At 45.5% G+C, this 19,899-nt stretch carries 16 protein-coding genes; 7 read left to right on the top strand and 9 right to left on the bottom strand.

Features of this window, described 5'->3' with window-relative positions; all coding sequences use genetic code 11:
* Positions 1-184: 184 nt before the first annotated feature.
* Both MHM94_RS11365 and MHM94_RS11360 read right to left on the bottom strand, forming a co-directional pair.
* Positions 185-1,099, bottom strand: a complete 915-nt coding sequence (locus MHM94_RS11365) for a transporter substrate-binding domain-containing protein (protein ID WP_235420097.1) — start codon at positions 1,097-1,099, stop codon at positions 185-187.
* A 189-nt stretch (positions 1,100-1,288) separates the two neighbouring features.
* Positions 1,289-1,627, bottom strand: coding sequence for a Grx4 family monothiol glutaredoxin (locus MHM94_RS11360; protein WP_022946165.1), 339 nt, complete (start codon positions 1,625-1,627; stop codon positions 1,289-1,291).
* A 354-nt stretch (positions 1,628-1,981) separates the two neighbouring features.
* Between MHM94_RS11360 and MHM94_RS11355 the strand changes: the two genes are divergently transcribed.
* The 4 genes from MHM94_RS11355 to MHM94_RS11340 all read left to right on the top strand — a co-directional run bounded on the left by MHM94_RS11355 (position 1,982) and on the right by MHM94_RS11340 (position 7,560).
* Positions 1,982-2,566 (top strand): Fe-Mn family superoxide dismutase, encoded by a 585-nt coding sequence (locus tag MHM94_RS11355; RefSeq protein ID WP_022946164.1) that lies wholly within the window; start codon positions 1,982-1,984, stop codon positions 2,564-2,566.
* A 231-nt stretch (positions 2,567-2,797) separates the two neighbouring features.
* The gene (locus MHM94_RS11350) at positions 2,798-4,720 is read left to right on the top strand and encodes a PrkA family serine protein kinase (RefSeq protein ID WP_022946163.1); all 1,923 of its coding nucleotides are present in this window, start codon (positions 2,798-2,800) and stop codon (positions 4,718-4,720) included.
* Between the two features lie 29 nt (positions 4,721-4,749).
* On the top strand, positions 4,750-6,036 hold the full coding sequence (locus tag MHM94_RS11345) for a YeaH/YhbH family protein (RefSeq protein WP_045980312.1): 1,287 nt from the start codon (positions 4,750-4,752) through the stop codon (positions 6,034-6,036).
* A 15-nt stretch (positions 6,037-6,051) separates the two neighbouring features.
* Positions 6,052-7,560: a SpoVR family protein gene (locus MHM94_RS11340; RefSeq protein WP_235420096.1), complete on the top strand. Its 1,509-nt coding sequence runs from the start codon at positions 6,052-6,054 to the stop codon at positions 7,558-7,560.
* Here MHM94_RS11340 and MHM94_RS11335 read toward each other — a convergent pair whose 3' ends face one another.
* Together MHM94_RS11335 and MHM94_RS11330 are read right to left on the bottom strand one after the other, a co-directional pair.
* Positions 7,561-8,526 carry a diguanylate cyclase gene (locus MHM94_RS11335; RefSeq protein WP_022946160.1) on the bottom strand — a complete coding sequence of 322 codons (966 nt, stop codon included), beginning with the start codon at positions 8,524-8,526 and terminating at the stop codon, positions 7,561-7,563.
* Positions 8,527-8,529: 3 nt separating this feature from the next.
* Positions 8,530-9,534, bottom strand: a complete 1,005-nt coding sequence (locus MHM94_RS11330; RefSeq protein WP_022946159.1) for a response regulator — start codon at positions 9,532-9,534, stop codon at positions 8,530-8,532.
* 213 nt (positions 9,535-9,747) lie between these two features.
* On the opposite strand from MHM94_RS11330, the gene tpx reads away from it, so the two are divergent.
* Positions 9,748-10,335: a thiol peroxidase gene (gene tpx / locus MHM94_RS11325; RefSeq protein WP_022946158.1), complete on the top strand. Its 588-nt coding sequence runs from the start codon at positions 9,748-9,750 to the stop codon at positions 10,333-10,335.
* 52 nt (positions 10,336-10,387) lie between these two features.
* Here tpx and hemH read toward each other — a convergent pair whose 3' ends face one another.
* From hemH to MHM94_RS11310, 3 genes are all read right to left on the bottom strand, one after another.
* Positions 10,388-11,392 (bottom strand): ferrochelatase, encoded by a 1,005-nt coding sequence (hemH, locus tag MHM94_RS11320; protein ID WP_235420095.1) that lies wholly within the window; start codon positions 11,390-11,392, stop codon positions 10,388-10,390.
* Positions 11,393-11,492: 100 nt separating this feature from the next.
* Positions 11,493-12,137: an adenylate kinase gene (adk, locus tag MHM94_RS11315; protein ID WP_022946156.1), complete on the bottom strand. Its 645-nt coding sequence runs from the start codon at positions 12,135-12,137 to the stop codon at positions 11,493-11,495.
* A 180-nt stretch (positions 12,138-12,317) separates the two neighbouring features.
* Positions 12,318-13,031 (bottom strand): SapC family protein, encoded by a 714-nt coding sequence (locus tag MHM94_RS11310; RefSeq protein ID WP_022946155.1) that lies wholly within the window; start codon positions 13,029-13,031, stop codon positions 12,318-12,320.
* Between the two features lie 168 nt (positions 13,032-13,199).
* Between MHM94_RS11310 and MHM94_RS11305 the strand changes: the two genes are divergently transcribed.
* On the top strand, positions 13,200-13,895 hold the full coding sequence (locus MHM94_RS11305; protein WP_022946154.1) for a DUF6445 family protein: 696 nt from the start codon (positions 13,200-13,202) through the stop codon (positions 13,893-13,895).
* Between the two features lie 17 nt (positions 13,896-13,912).
* Positions 13,913-15,460 (top strand): tryptophan halogenase family protein, encoded by a 1,548-nt coding sequence (locus MHM94_RS11300; RefSeq protein WP_235420094.1) that lies wholly within the window; start codon positions 13,913-13,915, stop codon positions 15,458-15,460.
* On the opposite strand, the gene MHM94_RS11295 is transcribed toward MHM94_RS11300, so the two are convergent.
* Both MHM94_RS11295 and MHM94_RS11290 read right to left on the bottom strand, forming a co-directional pair.
* Entirely contained in the window at positions 15,457-16,977 is a 1,521-nt protein-coding gene (locus tag MHM94_RS11295) for a tryptophan halogenase family protein (RefSeq protein WP_235420093.1), read from the bottom strand. The two genes, MHM94_RS11300 and MHM94_RS11295, sit on opposite strands and share 4 nt — an antisense overlap.
* A gap of 67 nt (positions 16,978-17,044) precedes the next feature.
* Entirely contained in the window at positions 17,045-19,693 is a 2,649-nt protein-coding gene (locus tag MHM94_RS11290; protein WP_022946151.1) for a TonB-dependent receptor, read from the bottom strand.
* Between the last annotated feature and the right edge of the window lie 206 nt (positions 19,694-19,899).

Below are 19,899 nucleotides of genomic sequence, written 5' to 3'. Positions count from 1 at the left end.
TGTAAACATATGCGAAGCAAGGGGGTATAGAGGTATTTTTACTATTTATACTCGTTATTTTTTATATGACACCAGTGTCATATTTACAAATCGTGTAAATAGCGACCCTAAAAACGGACGTTTACGTTAACGTAAAGATGGGGTAAGTGTGAATAATTATTCATGTTGCGAATAAAAATTCACCTTAATATGCGCTCTGAGCTGCACAGTGCTCGTCAATACGCTCAGTGAGCTGTTGGCGCAATTGCTGAGCATTAGCAACAGGAATGGTTTGATTGATATCTTGCATCAACACTTGCCACTGTGGCCGCGTTTTCGATAGCGCAAAATACAATGGCTGATTGGTTATGCTTGGTTGCAATACTCGATAGGCAGCGCGGTCAATACCGTTTGCACTGGCAACGGTATGTAATACCAAGGGATCGCCAATAATGAGGTTAACGCGCCCGTTAACCACTAAGTTAAGGTTTTGCGCATCATCTATAGCTTGCTGAACAATGACTTGACCACTGTCGATCACTTGATCTACCTGGGGGGCATTTTGATAGCCACGAACGATACCAAGAGAGTAATTGGGCAATTCCGATATTTGCGGGGCCTGGGTGATAGCACTGTCTGCTGCAGCCACATAATGCACCGGTGCATGCGCAAGTGCTGAGGACAATGCGAGGTGATTAAGCCGCGTGCTGCCAGGGATGACGTCTGAGGGCGCGGATGATTCTATTTCATACTCTGGAGCTAAAATGTCCGCATGACCCAATTCAGTCATGCGCACCGCTCGGGCCCAAGGCAAAAACCTGAACTCAGGATTATACCCAGCCTGCAATAGCAACGCCGCCATATAATGCAATAGCCAGCCACCCTGACATTGATTACGCCCCAAGTAAGGAGGCCAATCAAGCGTCGCGACAATCACATTACGCTCGAACCCCGCATCGACAATAAAGGTACTGCCGCGCCAAAAGCCTGTGTAACTCATGGTTGCATCATTTACTTGATAGTCAATCGTAATAGATTGACGCTGCGCGTAGGAGTAGCTAGCGGGGAGTATGGCCACTGCCAAAATTAAAACGGTCATACGAATATAAAGCATGAACATACAAGGCACGCCCAATAAACTGCTATTAATAACAAAGTTTAACCGAAGTTGTGCAGATGGAAAGTTTTTACCGAGGGATTCGAAAAATTGCTTTTTTAGTGAGAAATGCGTTGCTGATCGATGGTATCAGTCAAAGCCTCTGGACAGGGCTCTTAATACAAAAGCCAGGAGAACCTGGCTTTTTTACTCTTATTCGCTATCAGCGTCTTTGTACTTTGCCGCTGTTTGCTCAATGAGAGGCTGCAACTCGCCGCGTTGGAACATCTCAATAATAATGTCGCAACCACCGACTAACTCACCTTCCACCCATAACTGCGGAAAAGTTGGCCAGTTCGCATATTTGGGTAACTCAGCACGAATATCCGGGTTTTGTAGGATATCAACGTAAGCAAACTGCTCGCCGCAAGAAATCATCGCTTGCGCTGCTTGAGAAGAAAAGCCACAGCTTGGTAGTTTTGGAGAGCCTTTCATATAAAGCAGAATGGGATTTTCAGCAATTTGCTGTTTAATCTTTTCAACGGTTTCCATGTACAACCTCAATTTCTGTTAAATGTGACGGTAAGTGTTGAAATCCATCACTTTGACCACAATGTCTATCGTTAGCAGTAATTTTAAAGCAAACAGCGCGCTGTTGATACCGTAGCATGACGGTGATGAAGGCAACCACGATATTTTTTGCTCTGATGTAGCAAAATCGTCGTATAAGACGTTTACTGTAAACGCAGGATCAGGCACTTGTCGCCGTTTTGGCGTTGCTGTTTGCTAAAACTTGAGTAAAATACTCAGGAATTATAGTACCACTATAATGGCATTCAGTACACTTTGCGCAGTCCGCGCGCAGCTGCTTGCCCTTTTTTCAAATAATGATAGATGGAGAAAAACATGGCATTTGAACTACCGTCACTACCATACGAAATCAATGCATTAGAGCCACATATCTCTCAAGAGACGCTTGAGTATCACCACGGTAAACACCACAACACCTACGTGCAAAAGCTAAATGGCCTTATTGCTGGTACTGATTTCGAAGGTAAATCTCTCGAAGAAATCGTATGCTCATCTGAAGGCGGTGTTTTCAATAATGCTGCTCAGATCTGGAACCACACGTTCTACTGGCACAGCCTTTCTCCAAACGGTGGTGGTGCACCAACCGGCGCTGTAGCCGATGCGATTAACGCTAAATGGGGCTCTTTTGAAGCGTTCCAAGAAGCATTCAATGACAAAGCAGTAAACAACTTCGGTTCGAGCTGGACTTGGTTAGTTAAAACTGCAGACGGTTCATTGGATATCGTTAACACATCAAATGCAGCTACGCCTCTAACTGAGCAAGGCGTAACTCCAATTCTGACCGTTGACCTTTGGGAACATGCTTACTACATTGACTACCGCAATGTACGTCCAGATTACCTTAAAGGCTTCTGGTCGCTAGTAAACTGGGACTTCGCAAACCAGAACTTCAGCGCTTAATTTAACCGCTGATATAAATAGGTGAAATTTTTTCACCTGCTTGTTCTAAGTTGATAAAAGCCGTATGCGCACCATGCTCATGCGGCTTTTTTGTGGCTGTTCATAGCGCTAAATATGAATAACTAAATTCCTAATATATTTCGCAAAATTTCACTTTACTGTCTACGCTTTAAGTACCGAGTCGCATCTTTCCACCCTTTCATCTCAGCTTCGGGTAACTTGGAGGTCGGTATGACAATTTTCGAGCATTATCAATCACGATTTGAAGCATCCCAGGAAGAAGAGTACAGCATTAGCGAGTTTCTAGAGCTGTGCAAAAAAGACAAGACAGCCTATGTCACGGCACCAGAGCGCCTGCTAACAGCCATAGGCGAGCCAGAAATGGTCGATACATCGCAAGATGCGGTGTTAAGTCGGCTTTTCTCTAACCGAGTTGTACCAAGATACCCCGCATTCAATGAGTTTTATGGTATGGAAGATGCCATTGAGCAGATTGTTTCCTACCTAAAACACGCCGCACAAGGCCTAGAGGAGTGTAAACAAGTATTATACTTGCTTGGTCCTGTGGGCGGCGGTAAATCATCGATTGCTGAAAAGCTTAAGTACTTGATGCAACAAGTGCCTATTTATTGTCTTAAAGGCTCACCGGTGAATGATCACCCCCTGAGCCTTTTTAATGCCATTGAAGACGGCGAACTGCTAGAAAAAGAATACGGCATTAAAAAGCGTTATTTGCGTACCATCATGTCGCCTTGGGCAGCGAAAAGATTAAAAGAATACAATGGTGACATCAGTCAATTTAAGGTGGTAAAGCGCTACCCCTCTATTTTAAATCAAGTGGCCATTGCCAAAACTGAGCCTGGTGATGAAAACAACCAAGATATCTCCGCCCTAGTGGGTAAAGTTGATATTCGTAAACTTGAACATTACGCGCAAAACGATCCAGATGCGTACGCGTACTCAGGCGCTTTATGTCTTGCCAACCAAGGCTTGATGGAATTCGTCGAAATGTTCAAAGCGCCCATTAAAGTACTGCATCCGCTGCTAACTGCCACCCAAGAAGGCAACTACAACGGTACTGAGGGGATTTCCGCCCTGCCCTTTAATGGCATTATTTTGGCTCACTCAAATGAATCAGAGTGGCAAACGTTTAAGAATAATAAGAATAATGAAGCCTTTTTAGACAGGGTTTACATTGTGAAAGTGCCGTATTGCTTACGTGTCACTGAAGAGGTAAAAATCTACGATAAGTTACTACACAACAGCGAGCTAAGCGACGCTCCGTGTGCTCCAGGCACTTTAGAAACCTTAGCGAAGTTCTCGGTGTTATCGCGGCTAAAAGAGCCTGAAAACTCCAGTATTTACTCAAAAATGCGGGTCTACGATGGTGAAAGCCTGAAAGATACCGACCCCAAAGCCAAATCCTACCAAGAGTACCGCGACTATGCCGGCGTCGACGAGGGCATGACTGGGTTATCAACCCGTTTTGCATTTAAAATCTTGTCGCGCGTGTTTAACTTTGATCACAGTGAAGTGGCTGCCAATCCGGTCCATCTTTTCTATGTATTGGAACAGCAGATAGAGCGGGAGCAATACAGCGCTGAAGTGCAAGAACGTTACTTGTCGCACTTAAAAGGCTACCTCATCCCTCAATATGTCGAATTTATCGGTAAAGAGCTACAAACAGCTTATTTAGAGTCGTACTCCGAGTACGGGCAAAATATCTTCGATCGCTACGTCACCTATGCCGACTTTTGGATCCAAGATCAAGAATACCGCGACCCTGACACCGGGCAGCTATTCGACCGCGCCGCACTCAATGCTGAGCTGGAGAAGATCGAAAAACCTGCGGGTATTTCTAACCCCAAAGACTTCCGCAATGAGATCGTTAATTTTGTTTTACGAGCGCGCGCTCACAACAACGGTAAGAATCCGCTTTGGACTAGCTACGAGAAACTGCGCACGGTGATTGAGAAAAAAATGTTCTCCAACACCGAGGACTTACTGCCGGTTATCTCATTTAATACCAAGACATCAGCAGAGGATCAGAAAAAACACGAAGACTTCGTTAACCGAATGGTTGAAAAAGGCTACACCCAGAAACAAGTGCGCTTACTGTCTGAGTGGTATTTGCGCGTTCGCAAATCGCAGTAACCAGCACGTAGTGAGTTGAGGGAGGTTTTATGGCGCACTTTATCGACAGGCGCCTGAACGGCAAGAATAAAAGCACGTTAAATAGACAGCGCTTTATTCGCCGCTATAAAAAGCAAATTAAAGAAGCCGTTTCAGACGCGATAAATAAACGCAGTGTTACTGATGTCTCTAGCGGGGAAAGCATTTCTATCCCCGCCAAAGACATCAAGGAGCCTTTTTTTCATCAAGGTCGCGGGGGGCATCGTGAGCAGGTGCACCCGGGCAACGACCAATTTAATAAAGGCGATAAAATAAAACGCCCGCCGCAGGGTCAAGGCGGCGGCGCTGGTGAGGGCGAAGCCAGCGATCAAGGCGAAGGGCAAGATGAATTTGTATTCTCAATTTCAAAGGATGAGTATCTAGACTTATTATTTGAAGATTTAGAACTACCGAACTTACAAGAAACCAGTGTCGATAAGCTGGTACAAATGAAAACGCACCGCGCTGGTTTTTGCAGCGATGGCATGCCAAGCAATATTGATATTGTTCGTTCTTTACAAGGCTCACTTGCCCGAAGAGTGGCGATGACCGCAGCAAAGCGACGCGAGCTCGCTGAACTAAAAGCGCAATTGATTGAACTTGAGCATGCCCCTGTACCAGAGCAAACCAAAATTAACGCGCTCCTTGAGCAGATAGAAGTGCTTGAGCGAAAGATATCTGCGGTGCCTTTTATTGATAATTACGACTTACGCTTTCGCAACTACGAAAAGCGTCCGCACCCCACTTCTAAGGCCGTTATGTTTTGCCTTATGGATGTCTCTGGTTCGATGGATCAAGCCACCAAAGACATGGCGAAACGCTTTTATATTCTTCTCTACCTATTTCTTACCCGCAGCTATGAAAACATTGAGGTGGTGTATATCCGCCATCATACTCAAGCCAAGGAGGTCGACGAACAAGAGTTTTTTTACTCGCAAGAGACTGGCGGCACCATCGTCTCCAGCGCATTAAAACTGATGCATCAAATAGTGAGTGAGCGATACGCATCCAGTGAATGGAATATCTACGCAGCGCAGGCGTCCGATGGCGACAACTGGGCAGATGATTCACCGCAATGCGCCGATTTGCTGAGCAACAAAATCTTACCCATGGTGCGATACTATGCCTATGTCGAAATCACCAATCGTGCACACCAAAGCTTGTGGCGAGAATATGAGCAACTCGCGGCTCAATTCGGCAACTTTGCCATAGAGCACATTCGTGCTGTTGATGATATTTATCCTATTTTCCGAGAGCTATTTAAGAAAAACGCCAACAAAACGGCGCGTAGCGCCTAGTAATGAGGGGCGATTATGACTCGAAAGCCATTAAGTGATGGTCCAGATTGGACCTTTGATTTGCTTGAGCAATACCGCGACGAAATAAAACGCGTTGCACAACACTATAAGCTTGATACTTACCCGAACCAAATTGAAGTGATCACCGCTGAGCAAATGATGGATGCGTACTCCAGTGTCGGTATGCCTATTGGCTACAACCATTGGTCGTACGGTAAGAAATTTATCCAAACTGAGCAAAACTATAAGCGCGGACAAATGGGACTGGCCTATGAGATTGTGATTAACTCGAACCCTTGTATCGCATACCTGATGGAAGAAAACACCATGCCGATGCAGGCCCTAGTCATGGCTCACGCCTGCTATGGCCATAACTCATTTTTTAAGGGTAACTATCTGTTTAAAGCCTGGACGGATGCCGGTTCCATTATTGACTATTTACTCTTTGCCAAAAACTACATTGCCGAATGCGAGCAAAAATACGGCATTGATGAAGTGGAGAATATTCTCGACTCCTGCCATGCGCTAATGAATTACGGTGTAGATCGCTATAAAAGGCCACAGCAAATCTCTTTGTTCGAAGAAAAGAGACGACAGAAAGAGCGAGCAGACTACTTACAGTCTCAGGTTAATGAGTTATGGCGCACAATTCCAGAGACTGAGTCGCACAGCAAACAAAAGCGCGAGCGTTTTCCTCGTGAGCCGCAAGAAAATATTCTTTATTTCATCGAAAAAAATGCGCCTTTACTGGAACCGTGGCAACGAGAAATTGTGCGTATTGTACGCAAAATCTCGCAGTACTTTTATCCACAAAAACAGACCCAAGTAATGAATGAAGGCTGGGCTACTTTTTGGCATTACACCATACTTAATCACCTGTATGATGAAGGAAAGGTCACCGATGGCTTTATGCTCGAAGTACTGCAAAGCCACACTAATGTGGTGTATCAACCTCCCTACAACAGCAACTACTACTCGGGGATTAACCCTTATGCCTTAGGGTTTAACATGATGACGGATATTCGCCGAATCTGCGAAAACCCAACGGATGAGGATAAACAATGGTTTCCGGAGTATGCTGGCAGTGATTGGCTGGAGACCCTGCATTTTGCCATGCAAAACTTCAAAGATGAGAGTTTCATCAGTCAATTCCTTTCTCCTCGTATGATGCGGGAGTTCAAACTGTTCTCCATCGTTGATGATGCTCAACAACCTCACTTGGAAGTCGGGGCTATTCACGATGAAGCGGGTTACCAAGCTATTAGGGAAACCCTATCAGCGCAGTACAACCTCAGTAATCATGAGCCTAATATCCAGATCTATGATGTTGATATTAGAGGGGATCGTTCTTTAACTTTACGTTATGTACCACATCAATCGATTCCTTTAGCGGACTCAAGCGATGAGGTGATGAAGCACCTATATCGGTTGTGGGGGTTTGCAGTGAGGTTAGAGCAAGAGCAACAAGATGGCAGTACCCAACTGCTCAGTCAGTGTCCTGCAGCGCAAAACAGCGACGCTTAATTAAGCGCCGTTGTTAGCGATAGAAATGCGGTTTCGCCCTTCTTGTTTCGACTTGTACAGCGCTTTGTCTGCTGCGGCGACCCACTGCTCATGTTGCTCAAAAGCGCTGTCGTACTGAGCGATCCCTACACTGATAGTCATTTTAATGACTTCCTCGTCAACAACCACTTGCGAACTTTCAACCTGTGCCCGCAAGCGCTCGGCAAATACTTTGGCGCCTTCTGCATCTGTATCATATAAAGTAATAGCAAACTCTTCACCGCCATAACGCCCAGCCATGTCACTTTCGCGCAAGGTGTTGCTTATAATGTTGGCTATGTGTCTTAGCGCCTCATCTCCTGCCGCATGGCCATGACTGTCGTTAATATTTTTGAAGTGATCGATATCTAGCATTAACAAGCTATCATGCCCTTGTGAGCGACTCACACGCTTAAACTCTTTTTGCAGACTTTCTTCCCAAAAGCTGCGATTAGGTAATTGTGTTAACCCGTCAGTGCGACTGATTTGCTCTAGCATACGATTGGCTTCTTCCAATTCGATTTTATTCACTGCCTCGTCGGTTACATCATAAATAATGATGCATACGTGAGTCACATCTCCGGTGGTACTGGTTAACGGGATGAAAGTCGCATTTTGGTACATATGGTTCGCTTTACCAGTGATCGGACGGTAGTTCTTAAAGCGAAAAATATAGGGCTTTTGCTCCCAAATAGTGAATGAGCGATTTTTCAGTACAAACACTGACTCGGTTTTGGTTCGAAACCACTTCTCATCAATGCTGGGGAACAAGTCGAATAAGTCTTTGTCTTTCACTGCACTAGGCAGCAGCCCAGAGTGATTCTCCATAAAGCCATTCCATATGCACACCCGGTATTTGCGGTCCAATACCACAAGGCCCACATCCACGGTATTAAACATATCCATGAGCCAGTGTATTTCGTGCATATTAAAATCAGCTGCAGGCATAAATTAATCTTCCAATAGGTATTCGACTTTGTATTTGAGAGTTTTCAGGGAATCTTCTGTGAACAACAACATGAGGTCGCAATTTATATCGTGGTCCTCGATTCCATAGCTGATTTCTATCGCCAATGTACGTTGCCAACGCGAGCGATTGGCCGAGACCAATTCTTCAACTTCACGATGCTGACCGAGCACCACTGGGTGGCCTTGGGAAAAACCCACATCAAGCTGCTTGGCTAAGCCGGTAAGTACCGAGCCCACTAAAATATTGCTGACATCCATTAATAGTTCGAGCTCTACCGCATCGGTGATCTCTCCCTCGTAATTCATCAGTGAAGCAATTTCTTTAAAGCTGGAGTCATTAAGCAATAACAACGCCTCGCCCGAGATCCCCCCACCAATAAAGCCCTGACAGATGCCTGAAGTTGCCGCATTTTGGTCGATTGAGCGAAGTGCCATTGCCAGCTCATTCACTTCAAGTACGTTTACATTAGGAATGGGCAGCTTTACGAATACATTAAGTAGCCGCGCGAGCAAGTCACCCGCTTGCCCCATCGCCACATTGGTGATCTCTTGATAAATGTCACGAATATCCGGGTCAAGCTGTTCCCCGAGCTGCAAGGCTAAACGTTGGCGTGCCGCCTTATCTTTTATGCCGTGCTGATCAATAATTTGCTCTAACTTGCTGGCATCGCACGGTTTGGCAATGAAATCAATCGCACCAAGCGCAAGAACACGCTCGTGCGCTGTCGGTTGGATATCACCAGAGACCACCACAACGAGCACCTGAATATTACGCTCTTTGATAGCCTGCAAGACTTGATAACCATCCATGCCTGGCATGTTGAGGTCTAGAAACAAGATTTCCGGTGAGAACGACTGCAATTTGTCTAGGCAGTCTTCGCCGTTGACGGCGTATTCCAGTTTTATTTCCCAATCTTCGGGTAGGGATCGGGCTAACTGCCTGCGAGCAACTGTGGAGTCATCACAAATTAACACTGGTGTTTTCATGACAGGCAGTACCTCACTCGCATGATCGTTGAATGGTGGTTAGTCGTATCGGAATGCGTTGTTATTGTTGTTGATCGCAAACTAGCCTGTATTAATGTTAATAAAAGATAACAATAAACACAATTTAAATATCCACCGCCGCTATATCCTTTTGTACTGGCGTATAGATATAATAGTTCATAGGATTTTGCAGAAAATAGAAAAGAGAGCGTTATGTTTAAGAAATTAGCACTGTGCACCCTGTTGACCTGCAGCACTGTAGCGCTAGCTCAGCAAAGCGAGACTATCAATACCATTGATGCTGGTAAAGTCACAGCCCAAGGAAAGCCCGTCACCCTGTTAGGCAAAGGAGTCAAAGTGGGTGATGCCGCACCGGATTTTCGTACCGTGAATGCCCAATTTGAACCTCGCAGCTTAAATGACTACCAAGGCAAAGCGGTTCTATTGAGTGTAGTTCCGAGCTTAGACACTGGCGTGTGCAGTATTCAAACAAAGCACTTCAATGAAAAAGTGGCCAGCGAATTCCCTCAAGTCGCTATGTTAACTGTCAGCACTGATTTACCTTTTGCGCAAAAACGTTATTGCGCCGCAGAGGGAATTGACAAGCTAGAGACTCTCTCAGATGCGGTATGGCGAGATTTCGGTGAGCAGTATGGTTTACTTATCAAAGATATGGGCTTGCTTAGCCGTGCCGTGTTGGTGTTGGATAAAGACCACAAAGTCATCTACAAACAACTTGTTAGCGACCTATCCAAAGAGCCTAATTACGATCATGCGATCAGAGCACTGAATAGCTTATAGACTCAGTTTTATTGGTGATAGTAAAAAGGCGCCTTGTGTGGCGCCTTTCGTATTACCAATTCTGCAATTGCTGCTGGGCTAGCTCAGCCAGTAAAGCGATATGAGCCTCGCTATCATTAAGCGCGGGAATGTAGTCTAGGCTCTCGCCTCCCGCCTCTTTGAACACTTCGGCGTTTTCCACGGAAATCTCTTCCAAGGTTTCTAAGCAGTCTGCAGCAAAAGCTGGGCAAACCACCTGCACTGTTTTCACCCCTTGATCTGGCAACGCTTCCAAAGTTTCATCGGTATAGGGTTTTAACCACTCTTCAGCACCAAAACGCGATTGGAAGGTCATCATCCATTGCTCATCACTGAGCCCCAACTTGGCTGCTGTATTTTGCGCTGTAGCCTGGCAATGCTCAAAGTAAGGATCGCCTTTTTTAACACAGCGCTTAGGGATGCCATGAAAAGAGAAAATCAGTTTATCCGCCTCGCCATGCTGAGCGCGGTAATCGGCAATAGATTGCGCCAATGCATTAATATAGCTAGGCTTCTCGTAGTAGTGCTTAAGGAAACGAATTTCCGGTAAGTTACGCACGGTTTTTAGATGCGCCATCAGCTTGTCGAATACCGCAGCCGTGGTTGTCGCAGAGTACTGTGGATACAGTGGCAACACCGCTATTTTATCGATGCCACGCGCCTGCATATCTTTAATACGGCTAGCGATGCTGGGGTTACCATAGGTCATGGCATAGTCGACGTGAATGGCCTCTCCCGTCCCTTGTTCTAAGTGCTGCCGCAAGGCAATGCTTTGTTGCTCCGTAATTGCGCGCAGCGGCGAGCCTTGCTCCTGCCATATTGATGCGTATGCTTTAGCCACCTTGGGCGAGCGAATAGGAAGAATGATGCCGTTGAGAATAAAAAACCACACAGCTGGCGGTATCTCTACGACGCGAGTGTCGGATAAAAACTCGCGCAAATAAACACGAACGGCTTTTGACGTGGGCGCATCAGGGGTACCAAGATTAACTAACAGCACCCCGTAACGGCTGGCGCTTTGCGATAAAGCAAGTGACATAGCAATGAAGTCCTAAACGCTAAATTAAAAGTGATTATACTTTGAAAACAATCGCTAAGATCAAAAAAAACCGCCTGAAGGCGGTTTTTTTAGTGCGGGGTTAGCCTAGCAGTTCGGCTAACTGCTGGCTGACTGCTTCAACAGCTTGGGTACCATCGAGTTTATGGTACTGAGTGTTGCCAGCAGCCGCTTCTTTTTGATAATAATCAACTAACGGCTTAGTTTGCTCGTGATATATAGCGAGACGTTTGCGTACTGTCTCTTCAGTATCATCGTCACGGATGATCAAATCTTCACCGGTGACATCATCTTTGCCGTCCACCTTAGGTGGATTGTAAACCACATGGTAAACACGACCAGAACCTGGGTGAACACGACGTCCGCCCATACGCTCAACAATCACTTCATCAGCCACATCGAACTCAATCACGTGATCGACATCGATGCCATTTTCTTTCATTGCATCGGCTTGAGGGATGGTACGTGGGAAACCATCTAGCAAGAAACCGTTTTCACAATCAGCCTTAGCGACACGCTCTTTTACAAGACCAATAATAATCTCGTCAGACACAAGTTGTCCGGCATCCATCACCTTTTTCGCTTCTAAGCCAAGCGGTGTGCCCTCTTTAATAGCTGCGCGCAACATATCGCCGGTAGAGATTTGCGGAATGTTGTATTTGTCCATTAAAAACTGAGCTTGCGTGCCTTTACCTGCACCGGGTGCGCCTAATAGGATGATGCGCATAATTGATTCCTCGTGTCTGAGTTGGGGTTACAAAATAAACTCAAATTTTTTCACATGGGCCGACGTTACTCAAGGGTAAAGAGATAAAACTTTGGTCCAATTTTCATATTCGTGTAATAACTGAACAAGCGGGTACAAAAAAGCCCAGCAATTGCTGGGCTTTTTCACGCTTTATACGATTTATGCGTCAGCATCACGCTGAGCTTTTAAACGCGCCAGACGGCCCACTTGGTGAGTAGACGTTAGGAACGAATAAATAGGCGCTAAGTAACCGCGCTTGCGAAGCTCTAGGAAAGCTTCGTCGCTTAGCTCATTTAACTTTTTCTCATCAATTAGATAGATACCTGAGATATCTTTCTTTTCGCCTTTGATATCCACAGTCAGCGTTTGTGGTACCAATAGCTCTTTATCTGCAAGATACTGAGTGAAGGTTTCAGTCACACCTGAGAATTCAATGAACGACACAAGTGCATCTTTACGACGCTTCAGGTATTCAGTTTCTTCGCCATTTTCAAACAGCGCATTACCGTCTTCCTCGCCTACCAACGGGCTAGCTTCATCGATAACTACACCGTACTGCTCTTCTTCTGGGTGCTTAACAAGACCTAGCGGATAGCGAGTCACAGCTAATGGGGCAAAACCTGCTACCCACTGATCGCCATCTACAAATAGGTTTTCACCTGGTTCAAGTCCAAAAATCGCTACCGCTTGGAATTTACCAGTTTCATTATTTTTAACGAATGCCATCGGAAATTCGTTAGCAACACGACCAAACTCGTGAGCAACTACAGGAACGAGGTGCTGAGTTTTCAAAAATTCTAGGTTAATGCCATTTTTGATTTTTGTGTTGGCATGTTTTTCGTTATGCAAAGGCTGCACTTGTTGCTCCGCCATATTACTGCTCCATTAATTTTACGTATTTGTTACTTATCTAGTGGCACTAAGGCTAGCGGTTTTACTAGGAAAAAGGAAGTGAAAATTTTGTGGCAACGGAACATCGCATTTGACTCCAATTGATTTTGGCTAACATAATGCTGTCTAACCCGTTACAAGCAAAAACCAATGTATACACTGAATTTAGATTACCAAGCGAACGTCATTGCAATTCCTGCAACCAATGAAAGCGTGGTCGTCGTTGATGACTTCTTAGCTAACCCTGAACAAGTCATTCACTATGCCAAAACCACCGCATACTTTAACCCTCCGGGAACGGACCGCTCTTTTTATCCAGGTAAACGCGACAAAATGCCTTTACCCTATAAACGCGCGCTATCAGAATTACTCAATAGTCTGCGCGACAGAGGAGTGTTGCAACTTGACGGTAAAGTAGATATTTACAGAAACGAGTTATCTCTGACCACGGTGAAAGAGTCTCAACTTTCGCTCTTTCAAAAAGCCCCCCATATCGATAGCTTAGATAATAAAGACTATGCAACCGTGCACTATTTATGCTCTGAGCAACATGGCGGCACCTCCTTTTACTGCTACCGGCCAACGGGGATGGCGCAGTTTAGTGATGACAACGCTGTCAAAAACATGCTTAAATCAATTCAGCATCATGCACATAGTTTTGATGGTTATATTCAGGGCGACTCTGACCTTTTCGAGCGAGTACTGAGTGTGCCGGCGAAATTCAATAGAATCATTATTTATCAAGGCAATATATTGCACAGCGCTGATTTAAAGGGACAACATAATCAGCAGGATGATATAGATAATGGTCGCCTGAGTGTCGCTTCCTTTTTCTACTTAGAATAAAAAATAAAGGAATAAGAATGAAAGATTTATCACGTGTTATTGTCGTTGGCGGTGGCACTTCTGGCTGGCTTAGCGCAGCCTACTTAGCCAGTAGTTTTAAGCGAACCGGACGAGATATTAAAGTCAGTATTATTGAGTCAGACACTATCCCCACAATTGGCGTTGGCGAAGGCACCTTCCCTACTATCGTCAATACCTTGTATGAGATTGGCCTTTCTGAAAAAGAGTTTATCGCTGAGTGTGACGCCAGCTTTAAGCAAGGTGCTCTTTTTAAAAATTGGCTGTATAACCCAAGCGAAAAACCTCATGCCTATTACCACCCTTTTGATCCCCCCGCCAAACCAAAAGGCCTTGATTTGAGCGCATATTGGGTGAGCCGAAAACATCAAGGCACGATGCAACAAGATTTTGCCCACGCGACGTCTGTGCAGTCATTCCTGTGCGACGAAAACCTCGCACCTAAGACACCTGAGACGGGAGAATATGCTTGGCTTGCCAAGTATGCATACCACCTCGATGCCGCAAAGCTGGGTCAATTACTCAAAAAGCATGCAATGAACAAGTTACAGGTTGAGCATATTGTTGCAGATATTGAGCAAGTAGAGCTTGATGAGCAAGGTTTCATCGCACACTTAGTTGATAAGCAGCAACGCCAGCATGATGCTGATTTTTTTGTCGACTGTACGGGCTTCTCCTCTTTGCTGTTAGCAAAAGCTTTAAAGGTGCCCTTTGTTGATAAGAGCCACTACCTCACAGTCGATACCGCCGTTGTGTTACCTGTGGAATATGCCGATGCCGAGACCCCTATCACGACCCATACGGTGTCCACGGCGCAAGACGCCGGATGGATTTGGGATATTGCCTTACAAAATCGCCGAGGCACCGGTTATGTTTACAATTCACACTACTGCTCCAAAGAGCAGGCTGAGAAAACCTTGTGCGATTATCATGGTATTGCCCATGATAGTGAGAAGCGCTATCGTCATATCAGCTTCAAAACCGGCTACCGAGAAAAATCGTGGGCCAAGAACTGCTGTGCTATCGGTTTTTCCAGTGGCTTTGTCGAGCCTCTGGAAGCAACCGCTATAGCCATGGTTGAGGCGGGAGTGCGCTCTCTTGCCGCCCGCTTCCCTGCAACTCGAGAAGCGATGCTAGAGAGAGAAAAGCAATACAATCGTATTTTCACATCCCGTTGGGACAACATTATCGATTTCATTAAGTTGCATTATTGTCTCACCAAGCGCGATGATACGCCTTTTTGGCGAGAGCAGAAAAACCCCGAGACCATTCCTGCCTCACTACAGGAAAAGCTCAAGGCTTGGCAGCATTACGGTATTACCGATGGCGACTTACCCTACAAATACGACCTGTTTACTCTCGCTAGTTGGCAATACATTCTCTATGGATTAGAGTTTTTACCTGACTACGTTGAAAAAGCGCCAATCAACGAGGAGATCATCGACAAGGCATTTGCCTCAATCGCCGCACAAAAACGCAGTGCTGCAAGCAAGCTCTTGTCAAACAGAGCATTGCTCGAAGCGTTAGGTGCATCGTGTAAAAGCTAAATTTTCTGCAGCCCATGTTGGGCTATATTGTTAAGCAAGGCTCGGTGTTTAGGCAGCTGCTTTAGTAGCTGCTCACCATAGCTTGTTAACATAGCAATCAACTCTTTATGCTCAGGCTTGGCAACTAAATGAGCGCATGGCTTAAAATGCATACCATAAAGAATGTACAAGTAGTTCTCTAGCTCAAACACTTCATATTTAGAGTTAAAGTCAGACTTTTTAGGGACTTGGTATTGCCACAACGCAAGACGTTCTTTGAGCACCACAGACATGCTGTCAGTTGACTTCATTGCCCGCCAGAATGCAGAGTCTTGACGATCTGAAAGATAATAGTGCAATTGGATAAAGTCGACGACTCGGCGCCATGCATAATCGACAATTTCGTTATACTTCTTAGCGGCTAACGCTAGCGCATGATGCTGCACCGGCAAATTCTCAGCCAACAGCTTTGCACTAAAGTCAGTCAGCAGAATGGAGGTAGCCTCTAAAGGCTCAACAAAACCTTGAGCAAGCCCTAAAGCCACACAATTCTTATGCCAAGCCCGCTCAGCGAACCCCGCTTTCATGTCAATTTCTCGTACTTTTAAGCCAGATAACGGCTGACCTAAATAACGTTCAAATTTGGTATATGCCTGCTCTTTTGTTAAATGGTCACTGGCATACACAAAGCCGGTTCCACGTCGTGTGGTCAGGGCAATGTCCCATATCCACCCGGCCTGATGTGCTGTGGCCAGCGTGTAAGGTGGGATCGCATCATCTGCAGAGGTCGGGACTTGGGCCGTAATGGCTTTATCAATCGGCAGCTGAGCACTTACATCCACTGATTTAACGCCCAAGGCTTGTCGATGCAAAATGCTCGAAAAGCCACTGCAATCAACAAAAAAATCGCCGCTGACTTGGCCACTATCGTCGGTTTGCAGCTCACTGATGTAGCCTTCATCATTGCACTTTACCGCTGTAACGTTGGTTTTCAGTAACTTCACGTTGAACCGAGATGTGGCATTGTCCTTTAATAGTTGGGCAAACTTGAGCGCATTGAGGTGATAGGCATAACTGGCGTGGCCAGTGTATTGCGCTTGAGTTATTGCCTTAGGGCCGACACCGTGCTCACAGAGCATATGTTGAAACGAAACGGTTTCGGCGAATGAGGCGGTTGTTGTGTCACTGAGCCAAGTTTGCGTGACATCTTGATTATTTGGAAAGGGGTATTCGAACAAGTGATGATAATAGTTATGTTCACCATGGTGTTGTTTATCAAGCCAGTTTATGAACTTTATTGATTGTTTAAACGTCGCATCGCACTGGGTAATAAAGGTTTGCTCGGAAATACCAAAACTTTGTAAGGTACTGACCATCATCGGCACAGTGCCCTCACCGACGCCAATGGTTGGAATAGTAGGTGACTCAATTAAGCACACCTCAATATCGCTGCCTAATAGTCTCTTGCCAATGTGATTTGCAGCCAACCAACCAGATGTACCACCACCGACAATAACGACTTTTCTCAACTTTTTCATTTTCAAACTGCCACTAGCCTAAACAAAAAACCCGAGCATGAGCTCGGGTTTTATCAACAATATCGCTTTAGAAGCGGAATTGTAAACCAACAGAGTAACGCGACTCACCCTGATAATTATACGCTGGGTATCCACGACTGAAGCGTGGGTTATCAGTGTCAGTCCAGTTTTGGTGGTTACCAACCTGGATGCTGTCTTCCTCTAGAAGGTTTGTAACATCGGCGATAATAGTGAAGTTCTCGTTGATATCGTAACTCGCACTTAAGTCCAATGTTCCAAAGTCTTCATGTAGACGACTACCGTAGAAGCCCGTTTCACGAATCATGTACTCTGAACGCCAAGTATAGGCTGCACGTAATGATAGTGCGTCGGTCTCATAAAACGCCACTGTGTTCACTGTGTGCTCTGATGCATCAGAGAATACAGAGTTACCATCTACGAAGTTCTCTGCATTGGCATCTGAATCAGAGTAAGTGTAGTTTACAACAGCCCCGAAACCGTTATCAAACGTATGCTGCAACTGGAACTCTGCACCATAAATGGTGCCACCGTCACCGTCTGTGTACGTTTCTACACGCCAGTTGTCGGTGTTTGTTCCTGGGTCAACGATACCAATACTTTGACCTGGTTGTTCTGTATTTGTGGTAAAGGTGTCAACGTCTTTCCAAAAGAAGCTACCTGCAATTAAGCTAGACGGTGCGTAGTAATACTCAACACCAACATCAGCTTGGTTCGCTTTAAATGGGCTCAGTGACGGAGTACCTTTGGTGACCGACTGGTTGTTATCGTCGTTGTCGTCATAACCTGCTAATGCAGCGTTACTGAACATGTCATTGTAGTTTGGACGAGAAATAACGGTCGCAGCAGATACACGTAAGATCATGTCTTGAGAAAGGTCATAAGCCAAGTTAAAGCTAGGTAAAACCTCTGAATAGTCATGCTCTTCAGTTGTTAAAGCTGTCGAATAACCATTATTAAATGCATGCGTTGGGTCGACAAAACCAGGTGCTAAAGCATAGGCTTGCGAGGTTGCTTCAGTTGACACGTAACGTAAACCGAAGTTACCACGGAAATTTTCACCTGAGTAATTAGCCATTACATAGGCAGCAACCGTTTCTTCGTTTAGTGATGCATATCCTGAGCGTTCACGAGCCCAGCTTTCGATAAACTCTTGAGTATAAGCAATCATCTCAGCGCCATCACCATTAGGGATAGAGATATCGCTCATGCCAGCATCAATTCGGCCATCGGTGAAGCGGTCAGCATCAACGATTTCAGCCTCTGCAGCACCATCAAAGTTCAAGTTTGGACGGTTTTTGTCACGAACAACATCGTGATCGGACCAACGTAAACCGGTTTTAATTGACGTGATGTATTCAAAGTCTGTTTCGAACTCTACATCTACCTGTGCATACGTTTCTTCATCCGTACGCGGCTCATTAACAATCGCGCCCGGCTGTAAACCTTCCCAGCCAACGTACTCGCCAGCCGCAGGCAATGGATAAGATTGGTCTTCGGTATCAAAAATCCAATTCGTGCCCGTGCCATCAAGTGTGCCTACCGAGCCGCCTAGGCCCGAAATATAAGCAACGTTGGTTTCAAAATTGGTACCACCCGTGGCTTCTGATGTACCCACTTGAACTTCAACCGTGAAGCCATCGCCTAAGAACTTCATGTCTGCGGCAATCAGTTCAGTTTCCATTGTTGCGTTACGTGGACGCACGTCCCAATAGCTGTTTGCACCTAAACCTGTGTCATCAAACCACTGTTGCGATGAAGTACAACGCTCTGGCACACCATCAGCATTCAGCGCTTCGCAGTTAGACGTATCTTGTGGGATCCATACTTGATTATTTACGCCATCTGCACCCAACTCAAGATTCATATAGTGTACGCCGAACTCAAGTGCATCAGTTGGTGCGTATTGAAGCTGGATATCATAGGCTGTGCGCTCACGCTCTTGCACAAAAGCAGTTGGCGCAATACGACCACCCCAAATAGGTAACGCCTCATCACCGCGACGTTCCAGTGTATAGTCCGATTGTGCAACAGAAATTAATGCACCAAAATTCTCAGCTTCGTTTTTCCAGCTGACTAACCCAGAAACGGTTGGATCAATTTCATCTGACTGGCTAGAACCCGAACCTTTAACGCTGCCAAAAATAGTCATTGGCTCTAAATCTAGAGGCTTGCGGGTATTTACGATTACAGTACCGCCAACACCACCTTCTAACAGGTCTGCTTGCGATGACTTGTATACTTCCATATCAGCGATCATTTCTGGTGGAAGCATAGAGTAGTTGAAGGTACGGTCAATGGCTTGTTGTGAATACCAGCCTGTAGAGGCCACATTCTGACCATTTAGCGTGGTTAATGTCAGCGAGTTTGACGCACCACGGATAGAGACGGCTGAACCTTCACCAAACTGACGAGAAACAGTAACACCAGGCACACGACCTAGAGCCTCGGCGAGGTTATTATCAGGAAATTCACCAATGTCCTCTGCTGACACCGCGTCTACCACGGCATTAGCAAAGCGTTTGGTATTCATTGACGCTTCTAATGAGCGGCGGATACCGCGCACTTCAATTACTTCAACATCTTCTTTTGCTTGAGTTTGTGCATCAGCCGCTACTGCTGCGCCGGAAAAACCAGCACCCATAGCAAGGCCGATATTCACTGCTAATAAGCTTTTTTTAAAATTTTTAGCTAACACAGGATTCCCCTTGAATCATTTTGTTGATTTTTTTATCACTTCTGCCCAGTGATGATGACAACGCTGTCATCTACTAACAAACCATACACCCTAAATTACAATTCCGCTACATCTTTTTGGCTTTTTTGTTTAAAAAAACCGCGAGTTAATCTTTAACTCTATGATTTAGTGAACATTTAATAGAGGTGAATTTAGCTCTGCTAGTG

The organism is Pseudoalteromonas sp. CNAT2-18.1, from assembly GCF_022347865.1.
GTDB classification, from domain to species: domain Bacteria; phylum Pseudomonadota; class Gammaproteobacteria; order Enterobacterales; family Alteromonadaceae; genus Pseudoalteromonas; species Pseudoalteromonas ruthenica.
This window is presented reverse-complemented; position numbering and strand designations above follow the sequence as displayed.